General features: G+C 60.2%; 25 protein-coding genes. 24 read left to right on the top strand and 1 reads right to left on the bottom strand.

All coding sequences use genetic code 11. The annotated features are described in order from the left end of the window. The first annotated feature begins 90 nt into the window (after positions 1–90). From DXD49_RS03945 to DXD49_RS04035, 18 genes are all read left to right on the top strand, one after another. The gene (locus tag DXD49_RS03945) at positions 91–669 is read left to right on the top strand and encodes a hypothetical protein (protein ID WP_117794265.1); all 579 of its coding nucleotides are present in this window, start codon (positions 91–93) and stop codon (positions 667–669) included. Position 670: 1 nt separating this feature from the next. After that, positions 671–1048 carry a hypothetical protein gene (locus tag DXD49_RS03950; protein ID WP_022094590.1) on the top strand — a complete coding sequence of 126 codons (378 nt, stop codon included), beginning with the start codon at positions 671–673 and terminating at the stop codon, positions 1046–1048. Between the two features lies 1 nt (position 1049). Beyond that, positions 1050–1841: an RNA polymerase sigma factor SigF gene (locus tag DXD49_RS03955; RefSeq protein ID WP_117794266.1), complete on the top strand. Its 792-nt coding sequence runs from the start codon at positions 1050–1052 to the stop codon at positions 1839–1841. Continuing rightward, on the top strand, positions 1838–3247 hold the full coding sequence (locus DXD49_RS03960) for an AI-2E family transporter (protein WP_117794267.1): 1410 nt from the start codon (positions 1838–1840) through the stop codon (positions 3245–3247). Before DXD49_RS03955 ends, DXD49_RS03960 begins: the two co-directional genes overlap by 4 nt. 443 nt (positions 3248–3690) lie before the next feature. Continuing rightward, positions 3691–6348 (top strand): alanine--tRNA ligase, encoded by a 2658-nt coding sequence (gene alaS, locus DXD49_RS03970; RefSeq protein ID WP_117794268.1) that lies wholly within the window; start codon positions 3691–3693, stop codon positions 6346–6348. A gap of 17 nt (positions 6349–6365) precedes the next feature. Then, on the top strand, positions 6366–6794 hold the full coding sequence (gene ruvX / locus DXD49_RS03975) for a Holliday junction resolvase RuvX (RefSeq protein WP_089571740.1): 429 nt from the start codon (positions 6366–6368) through the stop codon (positions 6792–6794). Positions 6795–7149: 355 nt separating this feature from the next. After that, positions 7150–8172, top strand: a complete 1023-nt coding sequence (mltG, locus tag DXD49_RS03980) for an endolytic transglycosylase MltG (RefSeq protein WP_117762921.1) — start codon at positions 7150–7152, stop codon at positions 8170–8172. A gap of 1 nt (position 8173) precedes the next feature. Continuing rightward, positions 8174–8671 (top strand): YqeG family HAD IIIA-type phosphatase, encoded by a 498-nt coding sequence (locus tag DXD49_RS03985; RefSeq protein WP_117646451.1) that lies wholly within the window; start codon positions 8174–8176, stop codon positions 8669–8671. Positions 8672–8679: 8 nt separating this feature from the next. Further along, a complete protein-coding gene (locus tag DXD49_RS03990) occupies positions 8680–9213 on the top strand; it encodes a shikimate kinase (protein ID WP_117735064.1) in 534 nt (177 codons plus the stop codon). Then, a complete protein-coding gene (locus DXD49_RS03995; RefSeq protein WP_117762922.1) occupies positions 9210–10319 on the top strand; it encodes a hypothetical protein in 1110 nt (369 codons plus the stop codon). The genes DXD49_RS03990 and DXD49_RS03995 overlap by 4 nt, the downstream gene beginning before the upstream one ends. Positions 10320–10452: 133 nt before the next feature. Further along, positions 10453–11583 carry a Xaa-Pro peptidase family protein gene (locus DXD49_RS04000; RefSeq protein ID WP_117762923.1) on the top strand — a complete coding sequence of 377 codons (1131 nt, stop codon included), beginning with the start codon at positions 10453–10455 and terminating at the stop codon, positions 11581–11583. Between the two features lie 159 nt (positions 11584–11742). Next, positions 11743–12306, top strand: a complete 564-nt coding sequence (gene efp / locus DXD49_RS04005) for an elongation factor P (protein ID WP_006233983.1) — start codon at positions 11743–11745, stop codon at positions 12304–12306. Between the two features lie 24 nt (positions 12307–12330). Then, positions 12331–12693, top strand: a complete 363-nt coding sequence (locus tag DXD49_RS04010) for an Asp23/Gls24 family envelope stress response protein (RefSeq protein ID WP_006233982.1) — start codon at positions 12331–12333, stop codon at positions 12691–12693. Between the two features lie 3 nt (positions 12694–12696). Beyond that, positions 12697–13284 carry a transcription antitermination factor NusB gene (nusB, locus tag DXD49_RS04015; protein WP_147326609.1) on the top strand — a complete coding sequence of 196 codons (588 nt, stop codon included), beginning with the start codon at positions 12697–12699 and terminating at the stop codon, positions 13282–13284. A gap of 2 nt (positions 13285–13286) precedes the next feature. Continuing rightward, positions 13287–13526: an exodeoxyribonuclease VII small subunit gene (locus DXD49_RS04020; RefSeq protein ID WP_006233978.1), complete on the top strand. Its 240-nt coding sequence runs from the start codon at positions 13287–13289 to the stop codon at positions 13524–13526. Positions 13527–13560: 34 nt separating this feature from the next. Continuing rightward, positions 13561–14364 (top strand): TlyA family RNA methyltransferase, encoded by an 804-nt coding sequence (locus DXD49_RS04025; RefSeq protein WP_233539338.1) that lies wholly within the window; start codon positions 13561–13563, stop codon positions 14362–14364. Continuing rightward, entirely contained in the window at positions 14361–15221 is an 861-nt protein-coding gene (locus DXD49_RS04030; RefSeq protein ID WP_117762925.1) for an NAD(+)/NADH kinase, read from the top strand. Before DXD49_RS04025 ends, DXD49_RS04030 begins: the two co-directional genes overlap by 4 nt. After that, positions 15211–16839, top strand: a complete 1629-nt coding sequence (locus DXD49_RS04035; protein WP_117762926.1) for a DNA repair protein RecN — start codon at positions 15211–15213, stop codon at positions 16837–16839. The genes DXD49_RS04030 and DXD49_RS04035 overlap by 11 nt, the downstream gene beginning before the upstream one ends. A 59-nt stretch (positions 16840–16898) precedes the next feature. On the opposite strand, the gene DXD49_RS04040 is transcribed toward DXD49_RS04035, so the two are convergent. Continuing rightward, the gene (locus DXD49_RS04040) at positions 16899–17756 is read right to left on the bottom strand and encodes a MurR/RpiR family transcriptional regulator (protein ID WP_118273438.1); all 858 of its coding nucleotides are present in this window, start codon (positions 17754–17756) and stop codon (positions 16899–16901) included. A 272-nt stretch (positions 17757–18028) separates the two neighbouring features. On the opposite strand from DXD49_RS04040, the gene DXD49_RS04045 reads away from it, so the two are divergent. From DXD49_RS04045 to DXD49_RS04070, 6 genes are all read left to right on the top strand, one after another. Then, complete coding sequence (locus DXD49_RS04045; RefSeq protein ID WP_117794269.1) at positions 18029–20038, top strand: fructose-specific PTS transporter subunit EIIC; 2010 nt, start codon at positions 18029–18031, stop codon at positions 20036–20038. 421 nt (positions 20039–20459) lie between these two features. Continuing rightward, the gene (locus tag DXD49_RS04050; protein WP_022094575.1) at positions 20460–20723 is read left to right on the top strand and encodes an HPr family phosphocarrier protein; all 264 of its coding nucleotides are present in this window, start codon (positions 20460–20462) and stop codon (positions 20721–20723) included. 133 nt (positions 20724–20856) lie between these two features. Next, positions 20857–22560: a phosphoenolpyruvate--protein phosphotransferase gene (gene ptsP, locus DXD49_RS04055; RefSeq protein WP_117735073.1), complete on the top strand. Its 1704-nt coding sequence runs from the start codon at positions 20857–20859 to the stop codon at positions 22558–22560. 74 nt (positions 22561–22634) lie between these two features. Continuing rightward, positions 22635–23567: a 1-phosphofructokinase family hexose kinase gene (locus DXD49_RS04060; RefSeq protein WP_117735074.1), complete on the top strand. Its 933-nt coding sequence runs from the start codon at positions 22635–22637 to the stop codon at positions 23565–23567. A 189-nt stretch (positions 23568–23756) separates the two neighbouring features. Next, positions 23757–24689 carry a 1-phosphofructokinase family hexose kinase gene (locus tag DXD49_RS04065; protein ID WP_117735075.1) on the top strand — a complete coding sequence of 311 codons (933 nt, stop codon included), beginning with the start codon at positions 23757–23759 and terminating at the stop codon, positions 24687–24689. A gap of 198 nt (positions 24690–24887) precedes the next feature. After that, positions 24888–26282: a CCA tRNA nucleotidyltransferase gene (locus tag DXD49_RS04070; RefSeq protein WP_117794270.1), complete on the top strand. Its 1395-nt coding sequence runs from the start codon at positions 24888–24890 to the stop codon at positions 26280–26282. Positions 26283–26350 lie beyond the last annotated feature (68 nt).

Below are 26350 nucleotides of genomic sequence, written 5' to 3' on the forward strand. Positions count from 1 at the left end.
CGGCACCTCGCACATTCCCTTTGGGTATCTTTCCCCTTCTTTGGGGTACCATGAACAGCGTCTGTATTTCGATTTTTCCGGGAGGCTTGTATGAGTCCCATTCAAATTGCCCTGCTGGTGCTTGCCATTGCCGGCGTGTGGGCTATCGCTGAGCTCGCGCTCACGCTGCGCAAGACCCGCACCGTTGTCGACTCGCTCGATAAGACCGTAACCGACCTCAACAACACTATCGCCGAGGCGCAGCCGGTGGTGGCAAAACTCGACGGCGCTGTCGACGAGCTTGCACCGGCACTTGCCCAGATTGAGCCGCTGCTTAAGTCGAGCAAGACCGCCGTTGACGCCCTGACGTCCAACCTCGTTGAGGTTGAGGCCGTCGTTCGCGACATTTCCGAGGTCACGGGCAGTATGGCCGAGGCCAGCAACGCCGTGTCGAGCGTGACCGATTCTGCCGCCGGTGCCGTGCAGAAGCTGTTCGATAAGGTGAAGGCACCTGCAGCTGACGCCGAGCGCAAGCTCGCCGCTGCCGCTGCGGAGGCCGAGCAGCCCACCGAGCGCGTCCTAATTGGCGAGGACGAGGCCGCCGATGGCGCAGATGCGGCTCACAAGTCTGTAGCCAGGCCGGCTCAGTATTACACCTATACGCCCGCCGAGACCTCTGAGGAGTCCTGAGATGAGTAGCGAAGCAACCTGCCCCATCACGCTTACCGTTGCCGGCGACCCGCGTCTCGCTCGCCTTGTGCGCATGACGGCGGCCAACGTTGGTGCCCTGTGCTCCATGTCTGTCGATCGCATCGAGGACATCCGCATGGCTGCCGAGGAAGCCTTCATCTTTGGCTGCACGGCTGTTGATTCCGACGATATCTCGATCAAATTCGATGTCGACGAATCGCACGTGGGCATGACCTTTACCTTTGGCGATCAGGCGACTGTCGATGAAGACGACCAGGCTGCGGTGTATGCCGAGCTCATCCTTGCAAGCGTGTGCGACTCCTACGAAAAGACCGCGGCGCCCCTGACGCTTTCCCTCGACCTCAAGGCGGATATCTAATATGACCGAACGTTCCCGGAGCGGCAAGACCGCTTGGGATAAGGAGAAAACCCGCGAGCTGTTTCGCCGCTACAAGGAGACCGGTGATCCGGACGCCCGCGAGCAGCTCGTCATGTCCCATATGAACCTGGTAAGGTTTCTTGCCAACAAATTTAAGAATCGCGGCGAGCCACTCGATGACCTTTTGCAGGTCGGCTATCTGGGTTTGCTCAAGGCTATCGACCGCTTTGACCCTGAACGCGGACTTGAGTTCACGACGTTTGCGACACCCACTATCCTGGGTGAGATCAAACGCCATTTCCGCGACAAGGGCTGGAGCGTACGCGTGCCGCGTCGTCTGCAGGAGCTCTCGGCCAAGGTCAACCAGGCTACTGACAAACTTACCAACGAGCTGCAGCGTTCGCCCAAGGTTGAGGAGATCGCTGAGTATCTAGATGTGACTGTCGACGAGGTCCTCGAGGCTATGGAATCGTCTTCGGCCTATACCTCGGTGCCTATCGAGGCTCCCGGTACATCTGATTCCGACGATTCGCCTTCGATTCTCGACCGTTATGCCGACGAGGACAATGAACTCGACTTTACCGATGACCGCTTGGTGATTGAGGAGGCCATTCGCGATTTCTCGCCGCGCGAGCGCGAGGTGATCGAGCTGCGCTTCGTGAAGGGCATGACCCAGATCGAGATCGCCAAGAAGCTGGGTATTTCTCAGGTGCAGGTTTCGCGTCTGCTGCGCCGCACGCTTAAGAAGATGCAGGACAAGATCGACCCCGACGGAGTGATGATTCGTTCATGAGTGAGCGCCCCCAGCAAACCGATCGCGCGCTGCGCGGCACCCGCATTCTGACGCTGCGCATTTGGGCTGTTGTCGGCTGCATTGTTATTGCTGCTGTCATCTTTAACCTTATGGGCATCCTGGCACCGGTTATCGAGTTTCTCGCCGTCGGCTCCATTATTGCTTTTGTGATGTCCCCGATCACCAACTGGCTCGAGCATCACGGCGTCGGACGTGGCCTCGGTTCGCTCATCGCGCTCATTGTGGTTGTTGCCGTGCTCGTCGGCGTCGTCTGCATCCTCTCGCCTATTTTGCTCGGTCAAATCATGGAAGTCCTGAGCCGCCTGCCCGAGCAGCTTCGTGTTGCGGGTGGCGATCTCAACGAGATGCTCTCGCACGCCAAGACGCTCAACAACACTCCGCTCAAGGAGTATCTGGACGACAATCTTTCTTCGCTGGTTACCGTAGCGTCCAAGTACGTCTCGCAAATCGCTGCCGAGCTCGGCCGCGGTGTGTTTCCGCTCATTACCAACACGGCCTCGCAGCTGTTCGTCATCTTCCTGGGTCTGGTGCTTGCCTACTGGCTTGCCTGCGATTATCCCCGCATGCACCACGAGGTCTGCACCATCATCGGACAGGAAAAAGAGACCTCGTACCGCTTTATGGTTGCCATCCTTTCACGCTCGGTCGGCGGCTATATGCGCGGCATGGTCGTGACGTCCATCTGCGGTGGCTTCCTTGCCTTTATCGGTTTTATGATCATCGGCCATCCGTATGCGGCGCTCATGGCTATCTTTACCGGCATCATGCATTTGGTTCCGGTCGTCGGTCCCTGGGTGAGCGCAGCAATCGCTACGGTACTCGGCTTTATGTTCAGCCCCATGTTGGCGTTATGGACGCTCATCGTGACGATGGTCGCACAAAACGTCACCGATAACGTGATTTCGCCTAAGGTCATGCAGAGCTCGGTGCAGGTGCATCCCGTCATGAGCCTTACGGCCCTCGTTATCGGTTCGGCACTCATGGGTCCCATCGGCATGGTTATCGCTATTCCGCTGTGCGCGGCCCTCAAGGGTATCTTCGTGTACTACTTCGAGAATGAGACCGGCCGCCAGCTCGTGGCCTATGACGGCGCCGTGTTTAAGGGCACGCCGTACCGCGATGCCGATGGCAACCCGGTCGCCGCCTACGACGCGCTTGGCGACGATACGTTCATCTACGAGTCCGAACTCATCGGCAACGAGACCGCGCCCGAGGCCCAGGCAATGCCCAAGCCCGAGCTCGATAATCCCTGGATTAAGCTCTCAGGCCTGCAGCCCGACGCGACCGGTTTTTTCAAGAACCCCTTCGCCAGGGATGACGATTCCAATACGGACGACACCAAAACCGGCATCGACGGCTCCATGGACGATTCGGATGCTAAATAGGTCCCATTAACGTTTCTTGAAGTTGTAAATGACAAGAAACGCGATCAAAGCGATTGATAAGGGGCCAGCCACATAGAAAAAGATGGCGTCAATTGCGCTTAGGGTGTAATACGCTTTATCGCCAGATGTTACTGCGTACAATGCGTAGCCAAATCTCGGCTGGTTCACATACCAGCTCGAGTAAGCGAAGATTGCTAAAAGGGCTACTGAGGTTAGTGCATTCACGACAAACCGTTTGCTATTCATCGATCGCTCCTTCCGGACGATTCTTATATGAAATTTTACCGAAATCATTTTTTTTCAAAGTATTTGACAGACCTAAATAACGTGCACTTTCGCTGGAGGGTCGCTGTTTGGCGGCCCTCTTTTTTGCACAGGCGCGGTGGGATGGTAATATCGTTACGTTTGAACTGTTTCGATGTGAAACTGAGGAGATTCCCTCTATGAGTGCTGACTACCCGTCAATGACTACGGCCGAGATTCGCTCCAAGTTCCTCAACTTCTTTGAGGAGCGCGGTCTTAAGCTCTATCCTTCTTCGTCCCTCGTCCCCGACGATCCTTCGCTGCTGCTTGCCAACGCAGGCATGAACCAGTTTAAGGAGTACTACCAGGGCAAGAAGACCATGAAGGAGATCGGCGCGATCTCCTGCCAGAAGTGTGTCCGCACCAACGACATCGACTGCATCGGTGAGGACGGCCGTCACCTGTCCTTCTTTGAGATGCTCGGCGACTTCTCCTTTGGCGGCATCTCCAAGCAGCAGGCCTGCGCTTGGGCTTTTGAGCTCATCACCAAGGAGTTCAAGCTGCCGCTCGACCGCCTGTACTTCACCGTCTTTACCGAAGACGACGAGACCCACGATGTGTGGCGCTCTCTGGGCGTTGCCGAGGATCACATCTCCCGCCTGGGCGAGGACGACAACTTCTGGGCCGCTGGCCCCACCGGCCCCTGCGGTCCGTGCTCCGAGATCTACTTTGACATGGGCGAGGAGGTCGGTTGCGGCAGCCCCGACTGCAAGCCTGGCTGCGACTGTGACCGCTTCCTTGAGTTCTGGAACCTCGTGTTTACCCAGTACGACCGCCAGGAGGACGGCTCCATGCCGGAGCTGCCGCACCGCAACCTCGATACGGGCATGGGTCTGGAGCGCATGGCCGCTATCATGCAGCACAAGACCGCTAACTACGACGGCGATCTGATGCAGCACCTCATCAAGCTCGGTGAGAAGATCAGCGGCAAGACCTATGACGCCGACGATTACTCCGGTGCCAGCCGCTCCCTGCGCATCATCGCCGACCACTCCCGTGCCGTTGACTTTATGATCTCCGACGGCGTCCTGCCCGGTAACGAGGGTCGCGAGTACGTCCTGCGCCGCCTGCTCCGTCGTGCCGTGTTCCACGGTCGTCTGCTGGGCATCGAGGGCGCCTTCCTGACCAAGTTTATCGACGAGGTCAACGCTCAGATGGGCGAGGCTTATCCCGAGCTGCTCAAGAACGTCGCGCTCGTTAAGGGCATCGTCGCCTCCGAGGAGGAGCGTTTCTCAACGACGCTCGACAACGGCCGCGTTTACCTGGACGAGGCCCTGGCCGCGCTCGCCGACGGCGCTGTCCTTCCGGGCGATGTTGCCTTTAAGCTTCACGACACCTTTGGTTTCCCCATTGACCTGACTGTCGAGATCGCCGGCACCGCCGGTCACGACGTCGACATGGATGGCTTTACCGCTTGCATGGAGGACCAGAAGGCCCGCGCTCGCGCCAATGCCAAGGGCGACGCCTGGGGCAGCTTCAACGACGTGTGGGTCGAGCTTTCCGACAAGGTTGCCGCGACCGAGTTCGACGGTTACGACAACGATGTGATTGAGGGCGCCAAGGTTGTCGCCATCGTGCGCAACGGCGAGTCCGTCGAGTCCGCTGCCGCCGGCGAGGATGTTGAGGTCGTGCTCGACCGCACTCCGTTCTACGCCGAGATGGGTGGCCAGCAGGGCGACGCCGGCAAGCTTTCCGCCGAGGGCGTTGTTCTGACTGTTGCCGACACCAAGAACCACAATGGCCTGTATGCTCACGTCGCGCACGTTGCCGAGGGCACGCTGACCGTCGGTGCTACCGTGACCGCCGCGCTCGACGCCGAGCGCCGTGGTTTCCTGCGCCGTAACCACACCGCCACCCACCTGCTCGACGCCGCGCTTAAGCAGGTCCTAGGCGAGCATGTCTCCCAGGCCGGCTCGCTGGTGACGCCCGAGCACCTGCGCTTTGACTTCACGCACTTCGAGGCTCTGTCTTCCGAGCAGCTCAAGGCTGTCGAGGACCTGGTCAACCAGCAGATTTTCGCTTCCAAGCCGGTCGTGACCCGCGTCATGGGCATCGATGAGGCCAAGGCCGCCGGCGCTGTCGCCCTGTTTGGCGAGAAGTACGGAGACGTCGTCCGCGTCGTCTCCGTGGGCGCCGAGGATCAGCCGTTCTCCCGCGAGCTCTGCGGAGGTACGCATGCCGCCAATACCGCCGAGATCGGTCTGTTCAAGATCATTTCCGAGTCCTCCACGGGCTCGAACGTCCGCCGTATCGAGGCCGTGACCTCCAAGGGCGCTCTCGATTACATGGCCGACCGCCTGGCGCTCGTCGACGCTGCCGCCGCTGCGCTCAAGTGCCACGTCGACGAGGTTCCCGCCCGCGTGGAGAACCTGCAGGCCGAGCTGCGCGAGACTTCTAACAAGCTCAAGAAGGCTCTGACCGGTGGCTCCTCCGACGCCATTTCCAGCGCCATCGACGGCGCTGTCGAGCTGAATGGCTACAAGCTCGTCGTCGCTGAGCTCCAGGGTCTCGAGGCCGCAGACCTGCGCAACGTCTGGGATACCGTGCACCAGAAGGTTGCCGGCCCCGTCGCCTGCGTAGTTGCCAGCGTTACCGAGAAGGGCACCCCGGCCCTGCTCGCCGCCGGCTCCGATGACGCTGTGAAGGCCGGTTTCCACGCCGGCAACGTGATCAAGCAGATCGCGGGCCTGGTCGATGGTCGCGGTGGCGGTCGTCCCAACATGGCCCAGGCCGGTGGCAAGAACGCTGCCGGTATCGCCGATGCCCTCGCGGTCGCCAAGACCGCGCTCGGCGCCTAAGAACCTAAGTAGTCGCTGTGGTCGCGCTCGCGCTGGACATAGGGGAGACTAGGATCGGTATTGCCGTCTCAAGCCGTGATGGCAAGATGGCAATGCCTGTCAAGGTGCTTCCGGCTGCCGAGGTCACCGGTATGGCCAAGACGTTTCGCTACCTGGTCGAGGACTATGAGCCCGATATCCTGGTAAGCGGGCGTCCCTTGACTATGGCCGGTGAGCCCGGCCCTCAGGCCGAGCGCGTCGCCGCCGTAGCGCAAAAGATTGCCGACGAGCTCGAACTTCCGCTGGAGTTTGAGGACGAGCGTCTGTCCTCGCAAGAGGCCAAGCGCATCTTGCGCGAGCAGGGACTCAACGAAAAGCAGATGAGGGGCAAGATTGACATGATTGCCGCTAGCCTGTTTTTGCAGACGTGGCTTGATCGTAAAAACGAGGAGGTCTCGCATGCCTAGCGCTTCCGATCCGCGCCAGCCGATTCGTACACGACAGCCTGTGCCGCGCCCTACCCAACCTGGCCAGCGTCCGGCACAGCCGACACAGCGCGCAGCTCAGTCTGCCGCGCGCCCGGTGCAGTCCTCCTCTCGTTCGGCCCAACCTGCTCAGCGGACGGGTCAGCAGCCCACTGCTCGTACGGCCCAGCCTGCAGGCGGTACCCGCTTTAAGCAGCAGGCACCTATCCAGCGAACGCAGGCCCCCCAATCGCATTCGCATCACGCTCATGGCTCGCACGGCGTTGCTCCGGCCACGCGATCGAGCTATAACACGCACGCCCGCCGTGGTTCCCAAAAGAAAAGCTCCCCGGTGCCTATGATTATCGGTGGCGTCGTCGCCGTGCTTGCGCTTGTCGCGATCGTGTTCTTTGTCGTGCCAGCCGTCAAGGGCTTCTTTGCCGGCGAGGATTCGAAGGTCACGGCTGGTCAACAGGTTACGGTGACCATTCCCGACGGTGCTTCGGGCGATACGATCGCCTCGATTCTTTCCGAGAATCATATCGTCGAAAATCCCAAGGATTACTATGCGGCGGTAAAAAAGCTCAGCGCCGATATGTCGCTTAAGCCCGGCACTTATTCGTTCACCACGCTCATGGATACGACTAAGGTGGTGCAGCAACTCATGGAAGGCCCCAACGCGGGCTCCAATGCGCTGACGATTCCCGAGGGCTTGACGGTCGATCAAGTCGCCGGCCGTGTGGCCCAGGCCTACGACAGCATCTCTAAGGAAGACTTCCTCAACCAGGCCAAGGCCTCCAACTACGTGGACGATTATAGCTTCCTTAGGGGTGCTGCAAACGATTCGCTCGAGGGCTTCTTGTTCCCCAAGACCTATTCGCTGGGCGATTCGCCGACGGCCGATGAAGTGATTCGCGCCATGCTCGATCAGTTTAAGACCGAGTACAAGTCGCTTGACTTTGCCAGCTGCGAGGCCAAGATCAAGGAGCGCTACGGTGTGGAGATGTCCGATTACGACATCGTTAACCTTGCCTCTATCGTTGAGCGCGAGGGTCTCAACGCCGATCAACGGTCGCACGTGGCCTCGGTCTTCTACAACCGCCTTGCCGGTAAGCTTGACGGTCTGCGTTATCTCAACAGCGATGCGACCATGATGTATGTTACCGGCGGCGAGGTTACCGCCGACGACCTGCAGAGCGATAGCCCGTATAACACCTATAAGCACGAGGGCCTGCCGCCCACGCCCATCTGTTCTCCGTCGCTCGAGGCGCTCAAGGCCACCCTTGAGCCGACCGACTCCGATGACCTGTATTTCTACATTACACAGGACGAGGAGTATTTCTCGCAAACCTACGAAGAACATCAACAGTCTTGGAATTAGCATGAGGATTTTTAGCCCCAAACGATACGTTGCCTCGGTCGATCGCATCGACCTTGATACCCTGTGGGCCGACGGCAAACGCGCCATTCTGCTCGATCGCGATAACACCCTGGTGCCGCGCGATACCGAGCAGGTTCCCGCCGCGGTTTCCGCTTGGCTCGATGCCGCCCGTGCCAAAGGCTTTAAGCTGTGCATGGTGTCCAACAACTGGCATCGCGACCAGGTCATGAGCTCTGCACGCGAGTTGGGGCTCGAGGCCATCAGCCACGCTATGAAGCCGGCTCCGTTTGCCCTCAAGGCGGGTCTTAAGCGCCTCGGCGCCACTGCCGATGAGGCGGTGCTGATCGGTGATCAGCTCTACACGGACGTGTGGAGCGGCAACTTTGCCGGCGTCGATACCATCCTGGTCAAGCCGCAAGCAACCCAGGACCTGTGGTACACGCAGATCTTCCGTATCTTTGAGCGCCGGGCCCTGCGCGACCTTCCCTGCGAGGAATAGGTCTCTCTATGTCCCAGCACATCAAACACGGCTGCGACCATATCTTCTTTATCGGCTTTTTGGGCGCGGGCAAATCGACGCTCGCGCGCAACGTCGGCACCATGTTCAAGCGGCGTTTTATCGATACCGACCGCCTGGTCGTGCGTCGATGCGGCAAGTCGGTTACCGAGATTTTTGAGACCGAGGGCGAGGATCGTTTTCGCGAGCTCGAGACCTCGGCACTCCGTTCGCTTCAAAGCGAGCGCAGCCTGCTGGTATCGTGCGGGGGTGGCATCGTCGAGACGCCAGTGAACATTAAACTGATGCACGAAATGGGTACGTGCGTGTACCTCGAGGGCGACTTCGAGGACTCGTTGCGCCAGATTCGTCGGTGCGACACGCGCCCCGATTTCCGCTCGCCCGAGCATGCCGCGCGCCTGTTTGAGCATCGCCGTCCGCTGTATCGCCAGGCCGCCGACCTTACCCTTGATATTCGCAACAAGTCCTTCGAGGACGTTTCCTACCTTTGTGCCGAGATGCTTTTGGAGCGTGGACTGCTATGATTCGCCGTCAACTGATCAATTTCCAAAACCGCAGCGTCGATGTCCGTGTCGGATTGGGCGCGTTCGATGAGCTGTCGCGTATGTTTGCCTCGGCCGTGGGCAAGCCTAAGCGTGCGATGGTCGTTTGGAACACCGCCACGTCAGAGCGTTTTGGCGAGGTCGTTGAGCATGCGTTGGTCGACGCCGGCTTTGCCGTGTCGCTGCTCGTCCTCGAGGTTTCGCCTGCCGGTGCCACGCTGGCCGATGCCGATACCGTCTTTGGCGCCCTGTCGGCTAACGTCATTACCTGTGACGATCTCGTTGTCGCCGTCGGCGACACGGCGACCTGCTCGGTCGTTAGCTGGTGCGCCAACCAGTGGTGTGGCCGAACCGAGTGCGCGCTGCTGCCGACGACCTTCGACGCCATGCTCACGGTCGCGACGACCATGAAGCCGCTCGTCGCTTCGTCGGCGAATGCGCTTCCCGCTATCGCGTTTCGTCCCGAACCGGGCCTGGTCGTGTGCGACCTCGATCTTGTCCGCGATGTGGATCCTGAGGAGCTCAAGCGCGGTTATGCCGTGCTCGTGGGCACCATGCTCTCCAGCAGCAAGTCTCGCTGGAATCAGTTTACTGAGACCGTCCCCGAGATTCTCGCGGGTGAGGAGGTCGCGCTCGTCAATGCCGTTCAATGGTCTCAGACTGCCCGCAAGGACGTATTGATGGCCACGAACCCGAGCGCTCGCCATGCGCTCGATTTTGGCAAGACGGGGGAACGCACCCTGCGCGCCTGCTTGGGAGATGCCGCTTCGCGGATCCCTGCCTACCAGCTGTTGTCCGAGGGCATGCGCTTTGAGGCACGCCTAGCACATGATGCCTGCGACTTCGATATCGACTATGTGTTTGATGTCGATGACTGCCTGGAGGACTTTGACATCGAGGAACTTGCCTTCGACCTGGAGCCTACCGCGTTTGTCGAGGAGTTCCGCAGGCAGCAGTTTGCGCGCTCGAACCGTAGCATGCTGCCGTTGCCCGCGGCGCTTGGCGCTATACGTTTGACCAGCGTGGAGGACGAGGTTCTCGAGCGCCATGCCCAGGCGTATCTGGCTTCTCGTAAGGAACTTCTCTAAGATTTATTGACATCCATCGTCTTTCGTATCATGTTGAGGGACGGGTTTTCAATCGGTTACGAATCGCTTGCGTTTTCGTACGCTGATTGAGCCCGTCCCGTCTGTATGTGACGACAACAAGAAAGGAATCTGCATGTCTGAGTTTGCTGCCGGTCCTGCCGGTCGTATCGAGCGTGTCCGTGCCCTGATGGTCGAGCGTGGCTACGACGCCATCGTGGTACGCGACGAGGCAAATCTTCGTTGGCTTACGGGCGTGAAGGGCGTCTTCGATTACACCTTCGAGTTTCCGCACGCGGCGTTTATTACGGCTGACCAGTGCCTGTTCCATACCGATTCGCGCTATCTCAACAGCTTTGAGGAGAACACGCCCGCCGGCAGTCCCTGGGTCTACGACATGGACGAGGGCACCATCCCCGGTTGGGTCGCCGGCAAGATCGCGGCCAACAAGTGCCGCGTCTGCGCTGTCGAGGACGATATGCAGATTAACTTCTACCAGGGCATTCAGCGCGGCCTGGAGGACCGCTCCGTCGCTTGCATGCTGCCGCTGATGCACGACGATATCCGTAAGATGCGCGCCGTCAAGGATGCCGAGGAGATCGAGCTCATGCGCCACGCACAGTCGATCACCGACGCCGCCTTCCAGCATATGCTCGGCTTTATTAAGCCTGGTATGACCGAGAAGCAGGTTCGCAACGAGCTTGAGAACTTTATGTTCGCCAACGGCGCCGACAGCTTGGCCTTTGGTTCCATCGTCGCGAGCGGTCCCAACACTGCGAACCCGCACGCCGTCCCGAGTGACCGCGTGATCGAGAAGGGCGACTTCGTCCTCATGGATTACGGCGCGGGCTATTGCGACTACCGCTCCGATATGACGCGTACCGTCGTGATGGGCGAGCCTACCCAGGAGCAGCTCGACCTGTACGCGCTCGTGCGCCGTACGCACGAGGAGTGCGTCGCCGCCATCCATCCGGGCGTCGAGGGCAACGACATCTTCAAGCTTTCTAAGAAGATTATCGGGGATGCCGGTTATGGCGATTACTACAACCATGGCCTGGGCCACGGCGTCGGTATCGACATCCACGAGCTGCCCAACTTCAACCGTAGCAAGAACATCATCGAAGTTGGCTCGGTTATTACCATGGAGCCCGGCGTGTACCTGCCCGGTGTGGGCGGCGTGCGCTTGGAGGACTACGGCGTGGTCACCGAGAACGGCTACGAGCCCTTCACCAAGACCCCGCATGACCTCCACGTTATCGACTGCTAGTCTACTTCGTAGATAGTTTGGGGCGGGGCGTCCGAAATGATTCGGGCGCCCCGCGTTCTCTTTTTATGCGCTCGCTGCAGGCGCCGTCTGCAAGTGTATAATTTCGGTCGTATGTAATTTGGACGCTTGTGCGTTCTGCCTATAACAAGAAAGGTCGCTATGCCTACCATTTCTACCGCCGACTTCAAGAACGGCCTCGGTCTCCGCATTAAGGACAAGGTCTACACCATCGTCGAGTTCCAGCATGTCAAGCCGGGAAAGGGTGGCGCGTTTGTGCGCTACAAGACCCGCGACATCAAGAGCGGCCGCGTCGTCGAGAATACCTGCAACGCCGGCACCAAGTTCGAGAGCGTCATGCTCACCACCCGTGAGTTCCAGTACCTCTACAACGATGGCACCGACTACATCTTCATGGACAACGAGTCCTATGAACAGGTTCCCGTTCCCGAGGACATGGTGGGCGAGAACTCCAAGTGGCTGCGCGAGAACGACATCTGCCAGCTGCTCTTCGCCGACGATGAGCTCATGGGCGTGACCCCGCCGATGTTCATCGAGACCACCATTGTCCAGACCGACCCGGGCTTTAAGGGCGACACCGTTCAGGGTTCCACCAAGCCGGCCACGATCGACACCGGCGCTGTCATCCAGGTCCCCATGTACCTTAACGAGGGCGAGGTCATCAAGGTTGACACCCGCGACGGCAAGTTCGTCTCCCGCGTCTAGCAACCAACTCTTCTAGGAGGACTCATGCCCCAGGAAATCAAGATTGACGGCATCGGCATTTCACCCGATGTTCTGACCGCCATCGTCTCGCGCGCCGTGTCCGATGTCGAGGGCATCGCCTCCGTTGGCGTCAAGGACCTTGCCACCAACCTTGTCTCCATGATGCTCTCGTCCAAGGCCCCGGCTTCCGAGCCGGCGGTCGAGGCCGAGGTCGTCGGTGACAAGCTCGCACTCACCGTGCGTGTTGTGGTGTTCTTTGGCTATCCGTTCAAGAAACTCGCCGAGGCCGTTCGCGCCGCCGTGGTCGCCGCCATCGATGCCCAGGTGGGCGTTGAGGTCGAGCGCGTTGACGTTTGCATCGACGGCCTCGTTTTCCCCAAGGAGTAACCTTTGAGCCTTAAGGTTTATCGCGGGCGCACGCTTGCCCGCAGTCAGGCGCTGCAGCTGCTGTTCCAGGCCGAGGCCACGGACAGCCCGCTCGAGCGTGTCCTCGAGGGCGATTTCCTGATCTCGAAGGGTCCCCTCGACCCCTATGCGCTGGTGCTTTGCCGCGGTGCCTACGAGCATATTGATCGCATCGACTGTGCCCTGCGCGCCGTCGCCAAGAACTGGGATCTTATGCGCATGCCCGGTGCCGACCGCAATCTGCTGCGTATCGCTGTCTATGAGATGCGCTTCCTCACCGACGAAGAGGTTTCGGACGCTATCGTGATCAACGAGGCCGTAGAAATCGCTAAGGCTTATGGTACCGACCAGTCCGCATCGTTTGTCAACGGCGTGCTGGGCAAGATCGCTCGCAGCGAGGAGCTGCCGGGCGAGGACCTGTACCAGGAGCTGCTGGCCGAGGATCGCGCTCGCGAGGAGGCACAGGCTGCCGAGGCGGCCGCCAAGGTCGCTGCCGCTCAGGCTGCCGCCGGCGTATTAGCCGAGGATGCGGACGCTGCTGAGGCCGTCGAGGCCGACTCCGTCGAGGAGTAGTCATGCCAGAGGGTTCTGTCCGCAACTTTGACGAGATCTCGGACCGTCTAGACCAGATCATCGCTACCGTTCGCTCCAAGGATACGTCCTTGGAGCGTTCACTCGATCTGTTTGACGAGGCGATTGAGCTGGGCTCCCGCGCGGTCGATATGGTCGACAAGTTTGAGCTGACTCCGCGTGAGGCCGATAAGCTCGAGCAGGAATACGATGAGGACGCGGCAAACGAATCCCAGGATAGCTAGCCGCATCTCCGGATACGAATGGTTGATGGCATTCATGAAACGCGTGCGTCTTGATGACGAACTGATTTCACAGGGCATCTGCGCCGATCGCGCGGATGCCCTTCGCACTCTTATGGCCGGCTTGGTCTCGAGTGGCGGCGAGCGCTTGACTTCGCCGGGCCTTAAGGTGACCCCGGGTCTGCCGCTGCACGTGAAGGGGCGCATTCCCTATGTCGGCCGCGGCGGTCTTAAGCTCGAAGGCGCGCTTGATGCGTTTGACATCAATCCGACGGGCCTTGCCTGTCTGGATGTTGGCTGCTCTACCGGCGGCTTTACCGATTGCCTGCTCAAGCGCGGAGCTGCGACCGTTGTCTCGGTGGACGTGGGTCGCGCCCAGTTCGATTGGTCGTTGCGTCAGGACGATCGCGTGACACTGCATGAGCGCACAAACGTGACGCAGCTGCCCGAGCTTGGCTATGCGGGCGCCATCGACCTGGCTGTGTGTGATGTCTCGTTTACCAGCATTGCGAACATTATCGATGCGGTGCTGGCGTGCCTGGCACCTATGGGCGCATTCTGCACGCTCGTAAAGCCGCAGTTTGAGGCTCCGGCGGCGCTGGTGGGTGAGGGCGGCATTGTGACCGATCCCGCTGTGCGCCGCGATACACTCGCGGCGGCGATTGAGCTCTTTGCTGCCAAGGGCCTGTTCCCGGTCGATGTGTGCGTGTCACCCATTCATGGTGCCAAGGGCAACGTTGAGTTTTTCCTGTACGGCACGAGGTTTGCCCCCGGTGAACGCACCGACGATGAGCTGCAATCCCAGGTATCGGTTTTGAGCGAGAAAGCTGCAACGCTATGAAGGTCTTTCTGGTTCCCAATTACTACAAGCAAGAGGCGGTCGAGAGTGGCCTGATGCTCGAGCTTTGGCTTTCGCGCCAGGGCTACGAGGTGGCATGGGCTGCCGATCAGCGCTCCAAGATCCAGAGCGCGCCCGATGTTGACGATGCCGACCTGGTCATTACGCTCGGCGGCGACGGCACGCTGCTGCGCGCGGCTCGTATCCTCAACTATCGCGAGATTCCTATCCTCGGTCTTTCCTATGGCCACCTGGGCTTTTTAACTGCTGCGAGTCCGGAGGAGCGCGACATCCTGCAGGTCGTGAGCGATGCCCTGTCCGGCGAGCTGCACGTGAGCCGTCGCGCCACGATCGCCGCGGATATCGTGTCCGTGCGCGACGATGGCACGAAGGATGTTGTGCGCACGTTCGCCCTCAACGACATGGCGCTCACGCGCGGCCCCCTTTCCGATATGGTCGAGTTTGACATCACAGTGTCGGACCACCATATCGATCGCTTGCGTGGTGATGGCGTGGTCGTGTCCACGGCGACTGGTTCTACGGGGTACGCGCTGAGTGCCGGTGGCCCCATCGTGAGCCCCGACTATACGGGCATGGTCTGCGTACCCATTGCCCCGCACACCATTCAGGCCCGTGCCTTTTTGACTTCGCCGAGTGATGTCGTCGAAATCTTTATGTCTGATGACCGCCCGAGCGTTCCGGCGATCGCTATCGATGGACAGTTTATTACCTGCGATGGGACCGTCGAGAGCGTGGCGGCGCGTCGTGGGCCCGGAGATGTGCTGCTGCTCGATTACGGCCCCGAGAGCTTTTATAACTCGGTGAGCCGCGTATTCTACGGAGTCCGTCATGATCGATGAGCTGCAGGTTTCTAACATTGCACTCATTCGCGAGGCGACGTTGGTGCCGAGTGCCGGCCTGACTGTCCTGACCGGCGAGACCGGCGCCGGCAAGACCGCGCTGCTCTCGGCGCTCAAGCTCATTTTGGGCGAGCGCGCGGATTCGTCGATGGTGCGCGAGGGCGAGGCGCTGGCGAGCGTCGAGGCGCGCTTGTTCGACGGGCCGCACGACACGGAAGGCTTCACCGTGCAGCGCAGCCTTTCCGCCGAGGGCCGCAGTCGCGTAAAAATTGACGGCCGCATCGCCAGCGTGCGCGAGCTTTCGGAGCGCGTTGGCGTGATGATGGATTTGTGCGGGCAGCATGAGCATCAGCGCTTGCTCGACCCGGCGCATCACGTTGCGATGGTCGATGCCTGGGCGGGGCGCTCTGCGCTCGAGGCGCTGGATGCGTACCGCACCTGCTTTAAGGCATCGCGCGCTGCCGCCAAGGAAGTTCGACGTGTCGAAGAGGCCTCGCGTGCGCAGGGGAGCCGCGTCGAGGAGGCGCGCTTTGCCCTCGAGCGCATCGGCGAGGTCGACCCCAAGCCGGGCGAGTATGAGGAGCTCGAGGAACTGCTACCGCGCTCCGAACATGCCGAGGTACTGGTTGCCACAGCTAACGATGGCCATGCATCGCTTGCCGCCGAAGGGGGAGCGCTCGATGCCGTGAACAGTGCCGTGGCAGAGCTTTCCCGTATGGCTGCCGTCGATCGCAAACTGGGTGACATTGCCGATGCGCTTTCGGATGCCTGTATCTCCCTTGAGGATTGCGCGAACGAGCTTCGTGCCTATCGCGATGGCATCGCCTTCGACCCGCGCGAGCTCGCTCGCATGCGTGAGCGGTATTCCGACCTCAAGGGCCTGTTGCGTCAGTGGGGTCCCACCATGGACGATGTGTTTGCCATGCGCGATCGCTCGCAAGAGCTGCTGTCCCTGGTCGATGATGGCGATGAACAGATCAAACAGGCGCGTGAGGCGCTCGGGATCGCCGAGCGCGAGTTGTTTGCCGCTGCCAAGGCACTTAAGCGCGCTCGCAATACGGCGGCCCCGCGCTTCTGCCATGAGGTTGGCCGCCAGATGGCGCGCTTGGAGATGGGTAGTGCCGAGCTCGTCTGGGAGTCACGTGATCTTCCCCGTGCTGAGTGGACGCCCGTTGGTCCTTCGAGCTACGAGCTGCTATACCGCAGCGGTGCCGGTTTGACGCCGCGCCCCCTGCGCCGAATTGCGTCGGGCGGCGAGCTAAGCCGCGTCATGCTGGCAAGCAAGGTTGTCCTCGGTAACGCAGACGGTGTCGATACGCTGGTGTTTGACGAGGTTGATGCTGGTGTTGGTGGCTCCACGGCGCGTGCGCTTGCAGGCGTGCTGGCAGATCTCGCCGCTACGCATCAGGTGATTGTCGTAACCCACTTGGCACAGGTCGCCGTCATGGCCGACAAGCATTATGTTGTCAGCAAGGAACCGGGCGATGTTCCCCAGACGCATTTGGACGAGGTAACCGGCGAAGCGCGTACCGCCGAGATCGCCCGCATGCTCAGCGGCGATCAGTCCGAGGCAAGCTTGGCTCACGCAAAGCAGATGCTCGAAGAAGCTCGAGGTTAGGTCGTATCAGCGGTGTTGGTGGGACAAAATAGACTGTAATTTTTGTCCCACAACGCGTTTTACTCAACGACCTTGTCCGGCTGGATGAGCTCCTCGTAGTAGCTGATATGCTCGCGCGCGTCCTCGATTTCGGGCAGCAGGAAGTTGTAGATAACCTCGATGATCATCGTTGCGCTGATTTTAGAGAACGCAAAGTCGCCCGTCGTCAGCAGCGCTTCGTGGTTGACGGTATTAAAGGTGTAGTCTGCCAGGCGCGCGAGCGGGGATTTGCTGTCGCTGCTGATGACGACTATGGTTGCGCCGCAGTCGCGAGCCGCTTTTGCCATGCGATTCAGTCGGCGCGATTTGCCGGAGTTTGAGATAAGCACGATGACGTCACCCGGGCGCAACGTGAGCGCAAAGCCGATTGATGTCTCGCTAATGGTGCTTGCCATGCAGCGCAGGCCCAGCTGCGAAAACTTAAACGTCGCATCGAGCGCGACCGCGTTCGTATTGCCCACAGCCGCAAACTCAATAACCCCTGCATGCTTAAGGGCATGCACAACAGCCGCCAGCGTATCGTGGTCGATCCCGTCGATGGTCGCATTAAGCTCGCTTACCTTGGCAGCCAGTATGTTCTTGAGGCTCTGCTCCATATTGTCGAGCGAGACCTCGTCAGTCAGGCCCTCGTTGCGCTGGCTTTCCAAATCCCTTGCCAACGAAAACTGAAAGCTGCGGAAGCTACCAAAGCCAAGCTTGCGGCAGAAGCGAGAAACGGTCGCCTCGGACGTGGCGGCGGCGCGCGAGAGCTGAGCCGCCGTGAGGCGTGGCGCCTCGGACTGGTGCTCCAATATATAGTCGACAATGCGCTGCTCGGACTCGCTATATCCCTGATGGGTACTAATGAGGGAAAGCGCGCTCTTGCTACTATCGGTCATGGATGGCTCCTGGTTGGCATGAAAATCGGACTCGTTTTGTAATGTCATAGTATAGGGGGATTGTCAATTACAAGATACACCTTGCCGTTTCAAGTGTTGATGGTAAACTTTCACTTACCGTTTACGGTTATGAAAGAACCTTTCACCGGAGAATTGCGCCTTGTCTCTTCTCACGCGGACGGTAGGTTGGTATCTTTCAGTTGTGGAAAAGCGCGCAAGGACGCGCGTGTAGGGGAGCGCCTGCGGGCGCAAAACTTAAAAAGGAGGGACACATGGCTAAGTTTGACATCATTGCCGCGACCGGTTGCCCGACCGGCATTGCGCACACCTTCATGGCGAAGGAGGCGCTGGAGAAGGCAGCTGCCGAGCGCGGTCTGACCATTAAGGTCGAGACTCATGGCCAGGTCGGTGTCGAGAACGAGCTCACTAAGAGCGAGATCGCTGGCGCCAAGGCCGTCGTCGTCGCAGCTGACAAGGATGTCCAGGCCGAGCGTTTTGCCGGCAAGCCCATGGTTTCCGTTGGTGTATCCAAGGCCCTGTCCGTTGAGGCCGCCGGTAAGCTGATTGACCGCGCGCTCGCCGCCAAGGGCGACAGCACGGTTGCAGCCGCTGCCGATGTCGAGGACGAGGTCGAGGAGAAGGAGTCCATCGGCCACGTCATCTACAAGCACCTTATGAACGGCGTCAGCCATATGCTGGTCTTCGTCGTCGCCGGTGGTGTCCTGACCGCCGTTTCGTTCCTGTGGGGCATCACGTCCTTCGATTCGACGGCTGCCGACTACAACAGCTTCGCCGCTATGCTCAAGATCATCGGCGGCATTGCCATGAACCTCATGGTTCCCGTGCTTTCCGCCTACATCGCCGAATCCATCGGCAAGCGCCCGGCGCTCGTCCCCGGTTTTGTTGCCGGCATGATCGCCATCCAGGGCCTGCCTGTTAACGCCGAGACCGGCCTGATCGACGCTGGTGGCGCCGGCGTGGGCTTCGGCTTCCTCGGCGGCATCGTCGGTGGCTTCCTCGCCGGTTATGTCATCCTACTGCTCGAGAAGGTCTTTGCCGGTCTGCCCAAAAACCTGGACGGCCTCAAGGCAATCTTCCTGTACCCGCTGTTCTCGACGGCTATCGTCGGCCTGGTCATGCTCGGCATTTCCGGCCCCATGGCTGCCATCAACACCGCCATGATGGACTTCCTCAAGGGTCTGTCCGCCTCTGGCGCCGTTGTTCTGGGTCTTGCTATCGGCTGCATGTGCGCCTTTGACATGGGCGGCCCGGTCAACAAGGCTGCTTATGTCACCGGTACCGCTATGCTCACCGAGGCCCTGGCCGCCGGTGTTGGCACCGACACCTACAACTTCGGTACCAACTTCATGGCTGCCGTCTCCGCCGCTTGCATCGTTCCGCCGCTGATCACCACCTTCGCCGTCGTTGTCGGCAAGAAGTACTTCAGCCAGGAGGATCATGACGCCGGTATCGTCAACCTCATCCTTGGTTGCACCCACATCACCGAGGGCGCCATTCCGTTCATGACCAAGAACATCTGGCCCGTCATGCCCATCATGATGCTCGGTTCCTCTATCGCTTCGATCCTGACCATTATGTTCAACGTTCACGATCCGGCGCCTCACGGTGGCTTCCTGGTCCTGCCCGTTGTCGAGAACGGTCCGCTGTGGGTCCTCGCGATCCTCATCGGCGCCGTTGTCGGTGGCATCCTGTTCGTGGCCTTCAAGAAGCACGACTTCGAGAAGAATCAGAAGGCCGCTCCTGCTGCTCCCTCTAAGTCGGTCGAGGCTCCCAAGCCCGCTGTTGTCGAGGCCCCCAAGGCCGAGGCTGCCGACTTTGTGAAGGTCGAGAACGTTTTTGTCGCCGAGGACTTCACTTCTCGTGACGAGGCTCTGAGCTTCGTTTCCAACCAGGCTGTCAAGGCCGGTATCGCCAGTGACGCCGACGCCGTGATGAACGCCTTCCTGGCTCGCGAGGCCGAGGGCACCACGGGCATGATGGAGGGCTTCGCCATTCCGCATGCCAAGTCCGACGCCATTACCGAGGCTGCCGTCATCGTCGTCAAGGACGAGTCTGGCGTGACCGGTTGGGACACCATGGACGGCGCTCCCGTCAACGTGGCCATCGCTCTGCTCATCCCGGGTGCCCAGGCTGGCACCACGCACCTCAAGATCCTGTCCAAGGTCGCCGAGGCGCTCATGGACGAGGACTTCCGTGCCACCGTCAAGGGTTCCACCGACGCCGCCGAGATCGCAAAGACGATCAACGCCCGCCTGGTCTAATCCCACAGTTCGCGAATTACATCGCCCCCTGTAATAAAGGTGGAGACCCTCTCCAGGGCCTCCGCCTTTTTCGAAAATAGAGAACACACCGGTTGATCCCATCAGCCAGAATTCCTTTCAGCCGACATTGCTCTGGACCGACCGAGTTTCCGCAGCTTGCTCGCCGGGCGGGGCGATTAAGTTTGTCGCGAGTTCCGCACGCAAAGGAAAGCACTTAATGTGCTTTCCGTCTTACGCAGGACTGTAGAGCAGCAAACTTAACCGCCCCGCCCGGCGAGCAAGCGGACGACAAACACATCTGTCCAATAATTCGTCTGAAACACAATGAAAAACCGTTTGATGTGAGTTAATATAAACAACGTCGTGAATCTGACTCCTGCCACATGCATGACAGGGGTTAAACACAAAAAAGGAGTCAACTATGGTTTCTGAGAAGGCTACCCTCGTTAATCCTCAGGGTCTGCACATGCGTCCGGCTGGTCTGTTCGCCTCCACCATGGGCAAGTACGCCTGTGACGTGACGGTCGTCACCCCCGAGAAGGAGGTCAACGGCAAGTCCCCGATGGCCCTCATGGCTGCTGGTATCCCCTGCGGCACCGAGGTTGAGGTCAAGTGCGACGGCGCTGATGAGGCCGAGGCTCTGGCTGCTGCCATCGAGCTCATCAAGAGCGGTCTTGGCGAGTAGAACTCAAACGGGTCGCATGTTGAACAACTAAGTTCATGTTTGGGGGCGCAGTGACCTGTTTTAAGGTAGCTGCGCTCTTTTGTCATGGATATGGCAAAACGCTTTATCACATGACACGGAGAGAGGAATGGGAATGTATCAGGGAGTCAACGCTTCTGAGGGCATCGGTATCGGCACCGTCATGGTCGCCGTCGATCCCGACTTGACGTTTGAGCCGCACGAGGTTGCTGATTCGGCAGCAGAGAAGGAGCGCTATCAGACCGCTCTTTCGGTCTTCTGCGATAAGACCCAGGCTCAGGCCGACCACATGAAGGAGACGGTGGGCGAGGCCGAGGCCGAGATCATGAGCGGACACATTGTCCTGGCTCAGGACCCGGGCATGACCGACGCCATCAACGCCGCCATTGATGGCGGCACCTGCGCCGAGCAGGCGCTCATGGACACCTCGACCATGTTCGAGAACATGTTCCTGTCCATGGACGATGAGATGTTCCGTCTGCGCGCGGCCGACATCGCCGACATCCGCACCGGTATTCTGGCCGAGCTGCTGGGCAAGGAGGTCGTCGATCTCTCCGTCCTGCCCGAGAACACCGTCGTTGTCGTGCACGACCTCACGCCGTCGATGACCGCCACGATCGACAAAGCTCACGTTGCCGGTATCGTCACCGAGACCGGTGGCCGTACGTCGCACTCCGCGATCATCGCACGTGCCCTCGAGATTCCAGCCGTCCTTTCGGTTTCCAACAGCTGCACCGCACTGCGCAACGGCATGACCGTCGTCGTCGACGGTGGCAAGGGTGTTGTCGAGGCCGATCCCGACGAGGAGACGCTTGCCGCCTACACCGCCAAGGCCGAGGCCTTCGCTGCCGAGAAGGCAGCCCTCGAGTCCTTCCGCGGCAAGCCTTCTGTGACTGCCGATGGCATCAAGAAGATCATCGCCTGCAACATCGGCAACCCCGATGACGTGCCCAACGCGCTCGATCACGACGCCGAGGCTATCGGCCTGTTCCGCTCCGAGTTTCTGTTCATGGACTCCGCCGAGCTTCCTTCCGAGGAGGAGCAGTTCAACGCCTACCGCAAGGTCGCCAGTGCGCTTAAGGGCGCTCCGGTCATCATCCGCACGCTCGATGTGGGTGGCGACAAGGAGATTCCGTACCTGCACATGGTCAAGGAAGAGAACCCCTTCATGGGCTTCCGCGCCGTGCGTTACTGCCTGGCCAACCCCGACCAGTACAAGGTGCAGCTCCGCGCCCTGCTGCGCGCCAGCGCCTTTGGCGACGTCAAGATCATGATCCCGCTCGTCACCTGCGTCGAGGAAGTCGTGGCCGTTAAGGAGCTCGTCGAGCAGTGCAAGGCTGAGCTGACCGAAGAGGGCCGCAAGTTCAACGAGAACATCGAGGTCGGCATTATGGTCGAGACGCCTGCCGCCTCGCTGCTCGCTGACCGCCTGGCCGAGGTCGCCGACTTCTTCTCCATCGGCACCAACGACCTGATTGGCTACACCATGTGCGCCGACCGTGGCAACGACACCATCTCCAACCTGTACCAGGTGTACTATCCCGCCGTGCTCCGCTCTCTCAAGAACATCATCGAGAGCGGCGTGAAGGCAGGCATCATGGTCGGCATGTGCGGCGAGGCCGCTGCCGATCCGCTGCTTGAGCCGCTGTTGATCAGCTGGGGCCTGGAGGAGTTCTCGATGAGCGCTCCGTCGATCCTGCGCGCCCGCAAGACCATCAGCCAGTGGACCAGGGCCGAGTGCGACGAGCTCGCCGAGAAGGCGCTCGCCTGCAACACCGCCGCCGAGGTCAAGGCGCTGCTCGAGTCCGCGGCTCGCTAATTTGGTATCAGAGGTAACCGCGTGGCTGGAATGGGCCGGCCACGCGGCCCTCACGTATACAGGGGGTACTGTAAATGTTCTACACGCTAACTGCTAACCCGGCTGTCGACATGACGGTTTCGAGCTCTCCGCTTGAGCCCGATGAGAACGTCCGCACCGGTTCGGCCAGCTACACGGCCAACGGCAAGGGCCTCGACGTGTCCTTCGCCTTCAAGAAGATGGGGGTCGACACCGTCGCGCTCGGCTTCTTCGCTGGCTTCACCGGCAAGTTTATCGTCGAGGAGGTCATGAACCTCGGTTGCCTGTGCCGCCCGGTCTGGACCGACGGTATCACGCGCATCAACACCTACGTCAACGATGGCCAGCACGAGTACGGCATCCTGAACCCCGGCGCTCCGATTACGCCGCAGCACCAGGAGGAGCTCTACAACATCCTGGACACCGCGGGCGATCTTGAGTGCCTGATCGTCTCCGGCTCCGTGCCTCCCAAAGCCACGCCCGACTTCCTGGCTCAGGTCATGGAGCACGCTCAGGCTCGTGGCGCCGACGTCGTCCTGGACCTGTCCTCCGACAAGCTCAAGGAGCTCGCTCACAAGAAGCCGCTGCTCATCAAGCCGAACCATCACGAGATGAAGGCTATCTTCGGTGTGCCGGTCGATACCGACGACGAGGTCCGCATTGCCATGAAGCTGGCTCACGAGGCCGGCGTTCAGAACGTGCTGCTCACCCGTGGTAGCCGCGGCGACGCCTACTTCTCTAACGGCGAGGACATCTGGTACGCGAAGCGTGAGTTCAACATCAAGTTGGTCTCTTCCGTCTGCGCCGGCGACTGCACCCTCGCTGCGTTCCTGCACAAGTGGTACAAGAACCGCGACAACGTCGAGGAGGCCATGAAGCTCGCTATGGCCACCGGTGCCAACGTTGCCGAGTCCGTCGGCATTGGCGACTTTGGTCACGTCGACGAGTACAGCAAGCGCATTGCTGTCCGCAAGCTCGATCGTCAGTAATCGAAACGCGACATATTCGTGCGCATGCGGCGCCCCGGTTTCGCCCGGGGCGCCTTTTTTGTTCGCCCATGGGGGAGACATGTTCTGCCGTACTTCATCGCTTTCACACCGTTTACCGAGTTGTCCTAGCCTTTTTCCGATGTGTGGAATATACTTTCATTAACACGTTGCCTTGTGAAAGGAACATTCATGATTTACACGCTCACTGCAAATCCCGCCATCGACTACAATATCGCCTGTGACGGTCTTGACGCCAACACCGTCACGCGTACCCGCAACGCCGTTTACACGCCCAACGGCAAGGGTCTCAACGTCTCGTTCACCCTCGATCACTACGGCGTCGACACCACGATCCTGGGCTTCTTCGCCGGCTTTTCTGGCGAGTTTATCGTCAAGGGCGCCGAGGCCCTGGGCGTACCCGTCAAGCCCGTGTGGACCGATGGCATCACGCGCGTCAACGTGTTCCTCAACGCGGGCCCCGATACCGAGTACAACATGGTCAACGCCGGTGCCGCCATCAACGAGGCCAACGAGCAGGAGATGTTCGAGCTCATCGATTCGCTCGACGACATGACCTGCCTGGTCATTAGCGGCTCACTGCCCCCCAACACTTCCGAGGGTTTCCTGTCCGAGGTGCTTCGCCGCGTCAAGGCCAAGGGTGCCGAGTTCGTGCTCGATATCTCGAGCCATCAGCTGGCAGACCTCATTGCCATGGAGCCTCTGCTGATTAAGCCTAATGACGACGAGCTGCTCGATATCTTTGGCATTAAGGTAAGCGGCGGCGACGATGAGTCCGTCAAGGGTGCCATGGCCGAGCTGCACGCCAAGGGCGCTAAGAACGTGCTGCTGACGCTCGGCGGCAACGGCGCGTACTTCTCCAACGGCGAGCACATCTGGTTTGCCAACCGTACTTTTGAGGTTAAGCTGCTGTCGACCGTCTGCGCGGGCGACTCCTCCCTGGCCGCTTTCCTGTCCGTGTGGCACGACGCCCCCGAGCGCGTCGAGGACGCCCTGCGCCTGTCGATGGCAACCGGCGCCAACGTGGTCGAGTGCCCGGGTCTGGGTGACTTTGCCAAGGTGGAGGAGTACAAGAAGGGTATTGCCATCCGTCAGGTTTGCTAGCGCGGCACACGGTTACATTCTTTGCTTGTCGATCACCCGTCTCGGCTTTTCGAGACGGGTGTTTTTTTAAGATTGCTGTCGAGCCCTTGGGGCTCAATCGTGCGCGAAGTGGGTTCGTGTGTGCGCCTTCTTCTGTTTCTTGCTAGACTTCTTGAGAACCAACAATCAATACACTCGCAATTGCAGGAGGCCACAGGAATGTGCACAGTTTCGCTTAACGCTACGCAGCCGTCAGCCGCCTCCCTGCGCGTCCTACGCGCGCTCGAGTCAGCTGGTCTTGAGGCTTGGTACGTAGGCGGTTGGGTACGTGATGCCCTTATGGGATGCCCCAGCCACGATGTTGATATGTGCTGCAGCGGCCTGTGGCAGGAGTCCAAGACAGCACTCGAGGCTGCCGGCATTGCGGTGGTTGAATCGGGCATTAAATTTGGCGGCATCACCGCCATTAGTGATGGCGAGCGCATCGAGGTCACTACGTACCGCCTGGACGGCTTTTACACCGATGGCCGCCATCCGCAAAGCGTGGAGCGTGCGGCGTCGCTTGAGGACGATCTGGCGCGCCGCGACTTTACCGTCAACGCCATGGCCTGGCATCCCGAGCGCGGGCTTGTCGACCGCTACGACGGCCAGGGTGATTTGGAGCGAAAGCTGATCCGTGCCGTCGGCGATCCCAAGCGTCGCTTTAACGAGGATGCCCTGCGCATGCTGCGTGCGGTGCGTTTTGCCTGCCGCCTGGACTTTGTGATTGAGCCCGAGACTAAGCGTGCCCTTGCCGAGTGCGCGCCGCTGCTCGATGCCGTGACGCGCGAGCGTGTGGGCATTGAGCTCGAGGGCATCCTTTCGACCGGCCACGGGGGAGACGCCATGCTGCGCTACCCCGAGCTTGTTTGCGCCGCCGTGCCCGAGTTGGCAGCGGGTCGCGGGTTTGATCAGCGCAGCGTCTACCATGCCTTTAACGTTTACGAGCATATTGCCCGCGTGCTGACGGTGGCAGGGGAGCTGGCGCTGTGTGACGGCGTCGCGCCCTCGTCGAGCCTGATGTGGGCGGCGTTTTTGCACGACGTTTCCAAGCCCGAGTGTTTTACGGTCGACCATGCGGGCAGCGGCCACTTTTACGGTCATCCCGAGCTCGGGGCCAAGAAGGCGCGCGTCATTATGGATCGCCTGGCGCTTTCGCATGACCTGATCCGTGACGTGTGTCTGCTCATCAAGTATCACGATAAACCGTTGCGCCCCGAGCGTTCCTGTCTGCTCAATATGATGCGCTTGCTTTCGGGCGAGGGCGTCGACACCGCCCGCCTGATGGACGAGCTCATGGATCTCAAGCGTGCCGATACGCTCGGCAAGGCCCCGTCGTGCTTCTATTACGTCGAGACCATCGAGGAGATGCGCGCGCTGGCGCACGAGCTACTGGAGGCAGGGGAGCCCTATACGCTCAAGATGCTCGCCATCAACGGCGGCGATCTGATCCGCGCCGGTGTGAAGCCGGGGCCCGAGCTAGGTCAGCTTCTCAACGCAGCGCTCGACGCCCTGATCGAGGACAACATCCCCAACGACCGCGAAGCTCTTTTGGTCCATCTCAACCTAGGGTAGTTAAATTGGGACGGGGCTTTTTTAGCTACCCCTGCTGGCAGCACCGGCGGTTCGGTCGATTGACGGCT

Origin of the sequence: Collinsella sp. TM05-38, from assembly GCF_003466445.1 — a bacterium.
GTDB lineage: Bacteria > Actinomycetota > Coriobacteriia > Coriobacteriales > Coriobacteriaceae > Collinsella.

Coding starts and splice junctions, on each gene's coding strand:
- DXD49_RS03945 (WP_117794265.1), top strand. CDS start 91: ATGAGTCCCATTCAAATTGCCCTGCTGGTGCTTGCCATTGCCGGCGTG.
- DXD49_RS03950 (WP_022094590.1), top strand. CDS start 671: ATGAGTAGCGAAGCAACCTGCCCCATCACGCTTACCGTTGCCGGCGAC.
- DXD49_RS03955 (WP_117794266.1), top strand. CDS start 1,050: ATGACCGAACGTTCCCGGAGCGGCAAGACCGCTTGGGATAAGGAGAAA.
- DXD49_RS03960 (WP_117794267.1), top strand. CDS start 1,838: ATGAGTGAGCGCCCCCAGCAAACCGATCGCGCGCTGCGCGGCACCCGC.
- alaS (WP_117794268.1), top strand. CDS start 3,691: ATGAGTGCTGACTACCCGTCAATGACTACGGCCGAGATTCGCTCCAAG.
- mltG (WP_117762921.1), top strand. CDS start 7,150: ATGATTATCGGTGGCGTCGTCGCCGTGCTTGCGCTTGTCGCGATCGTG.
- DXD49_RS03985 (WP_117646451.1), top strand. CDS start 8,174: ATGAGGATTTTTAGCCCCAAACGATACGTTGCCTCGGTCGATCGCATC.
- DXD49_RS03990 (WP_117735064.1), top strand. CDS start 8,680: ATGTCCCAGCACATCAAACACGGCTGCGACCATATCTTCTTTATCGGC.
- DXD49_RS03995 (WP_117762922.1), top strand. CDS start 9,210: ATGATTCGCCGTCAACTGATCAATTTCCAAAACCGCAGCGTCGATGTC.
- DXD49_RS04000 (WP_117762923.1), top strand. CDS start 10,453: ATGTCTGAGTTTGCTGCCGGTCCTGCCGGTCGTATCGAGCGTGTCCGT.
- efp (WP_006233983.1), top strand. CDS start 11,743: ATGCCTACCATTTCTACCGCCGACTTCAAGAACGGCCTCGGTCTCCGC.
- DXD49_RS04010 (WP_006233982.1), top strand. CDS start 12,331: ATGCCCCAGGAAATCAAGATTGACGGCATCGGCATTTCACCCGATGTT.
- DXD49_RS04020 (WP_006233978.1), top strand. CDS start 13,287: ATGCCAGAGGGTTCTGTCCGCAACTTTGACGAGATCTCGGACCGTCTA.
- DXD49_RS04025 (WP_233539338.1), top strand. CDS start 13,561: ATGAAACGCGTGCGTCTTGATGACGAACTGATTTCACAGGGCATCTGC.
- DXD49_RS04030 (WP_117762925.1), top strand. CDS start 14,361: ATGAAGGTCTTTCTGGTTCCCAATTACTACAAGCAAGAGGCGGTCGAG.
- DXD49_RS04035 (WP_117762926.1), top strand. CDS start 15,211: ATGATCGATGAGCTGCAGGTTTCTAACATTGCACTCATTCGCGAGGCG.
- DXD49_RS04040 (WP_118273438.1), bottom strand. CDS start 17,756: ATGACCGATAGTAGCAAGAGCGCGCTTTCCCTCATTAGTACCCATCAG.
- DXD49_RS04045 (WP_117794269.1), top strand. CDS start 18,029: ATGGCTAAGTTTGACATCATTGCCGCGACCGGTTGCCCGACCGGCATT.
- DXD49_RS04050 (WP_022094575.1), top strand. CDS start 20,460: ATGGTTTCTGAGAAGGCTACCCTCGTTAATCCTCAGGGTCTGCACATG.
- ptsP (WP_117735073.1), top strand. CDS start 20,857: ATGTATCAGGGAGTCAACGCTTCTGAGGGCATCGGTATCGGCACCGTC.
- DXD49_RS04060 (WP_117735074.1), top strand. CDS start 22,635: ATGTTCTACACGCTAACTGCTAACCCGGCTGTCGACATGACGGTTTCG.
- DXD49_RS04065 (WP_117735075.1), top strand. CDS start 23,757: ATGATTTACACGCTCACTGCAAATCCCGCCATCGACTACAATATCGCC.
- DXD49_RS04070 (WP_117794270.1), top strand. CDS start 24,888: ATGTGCACAGTTTCGCTTAACGCTACGCAGCCGTCAGCCGCCTCCCTG.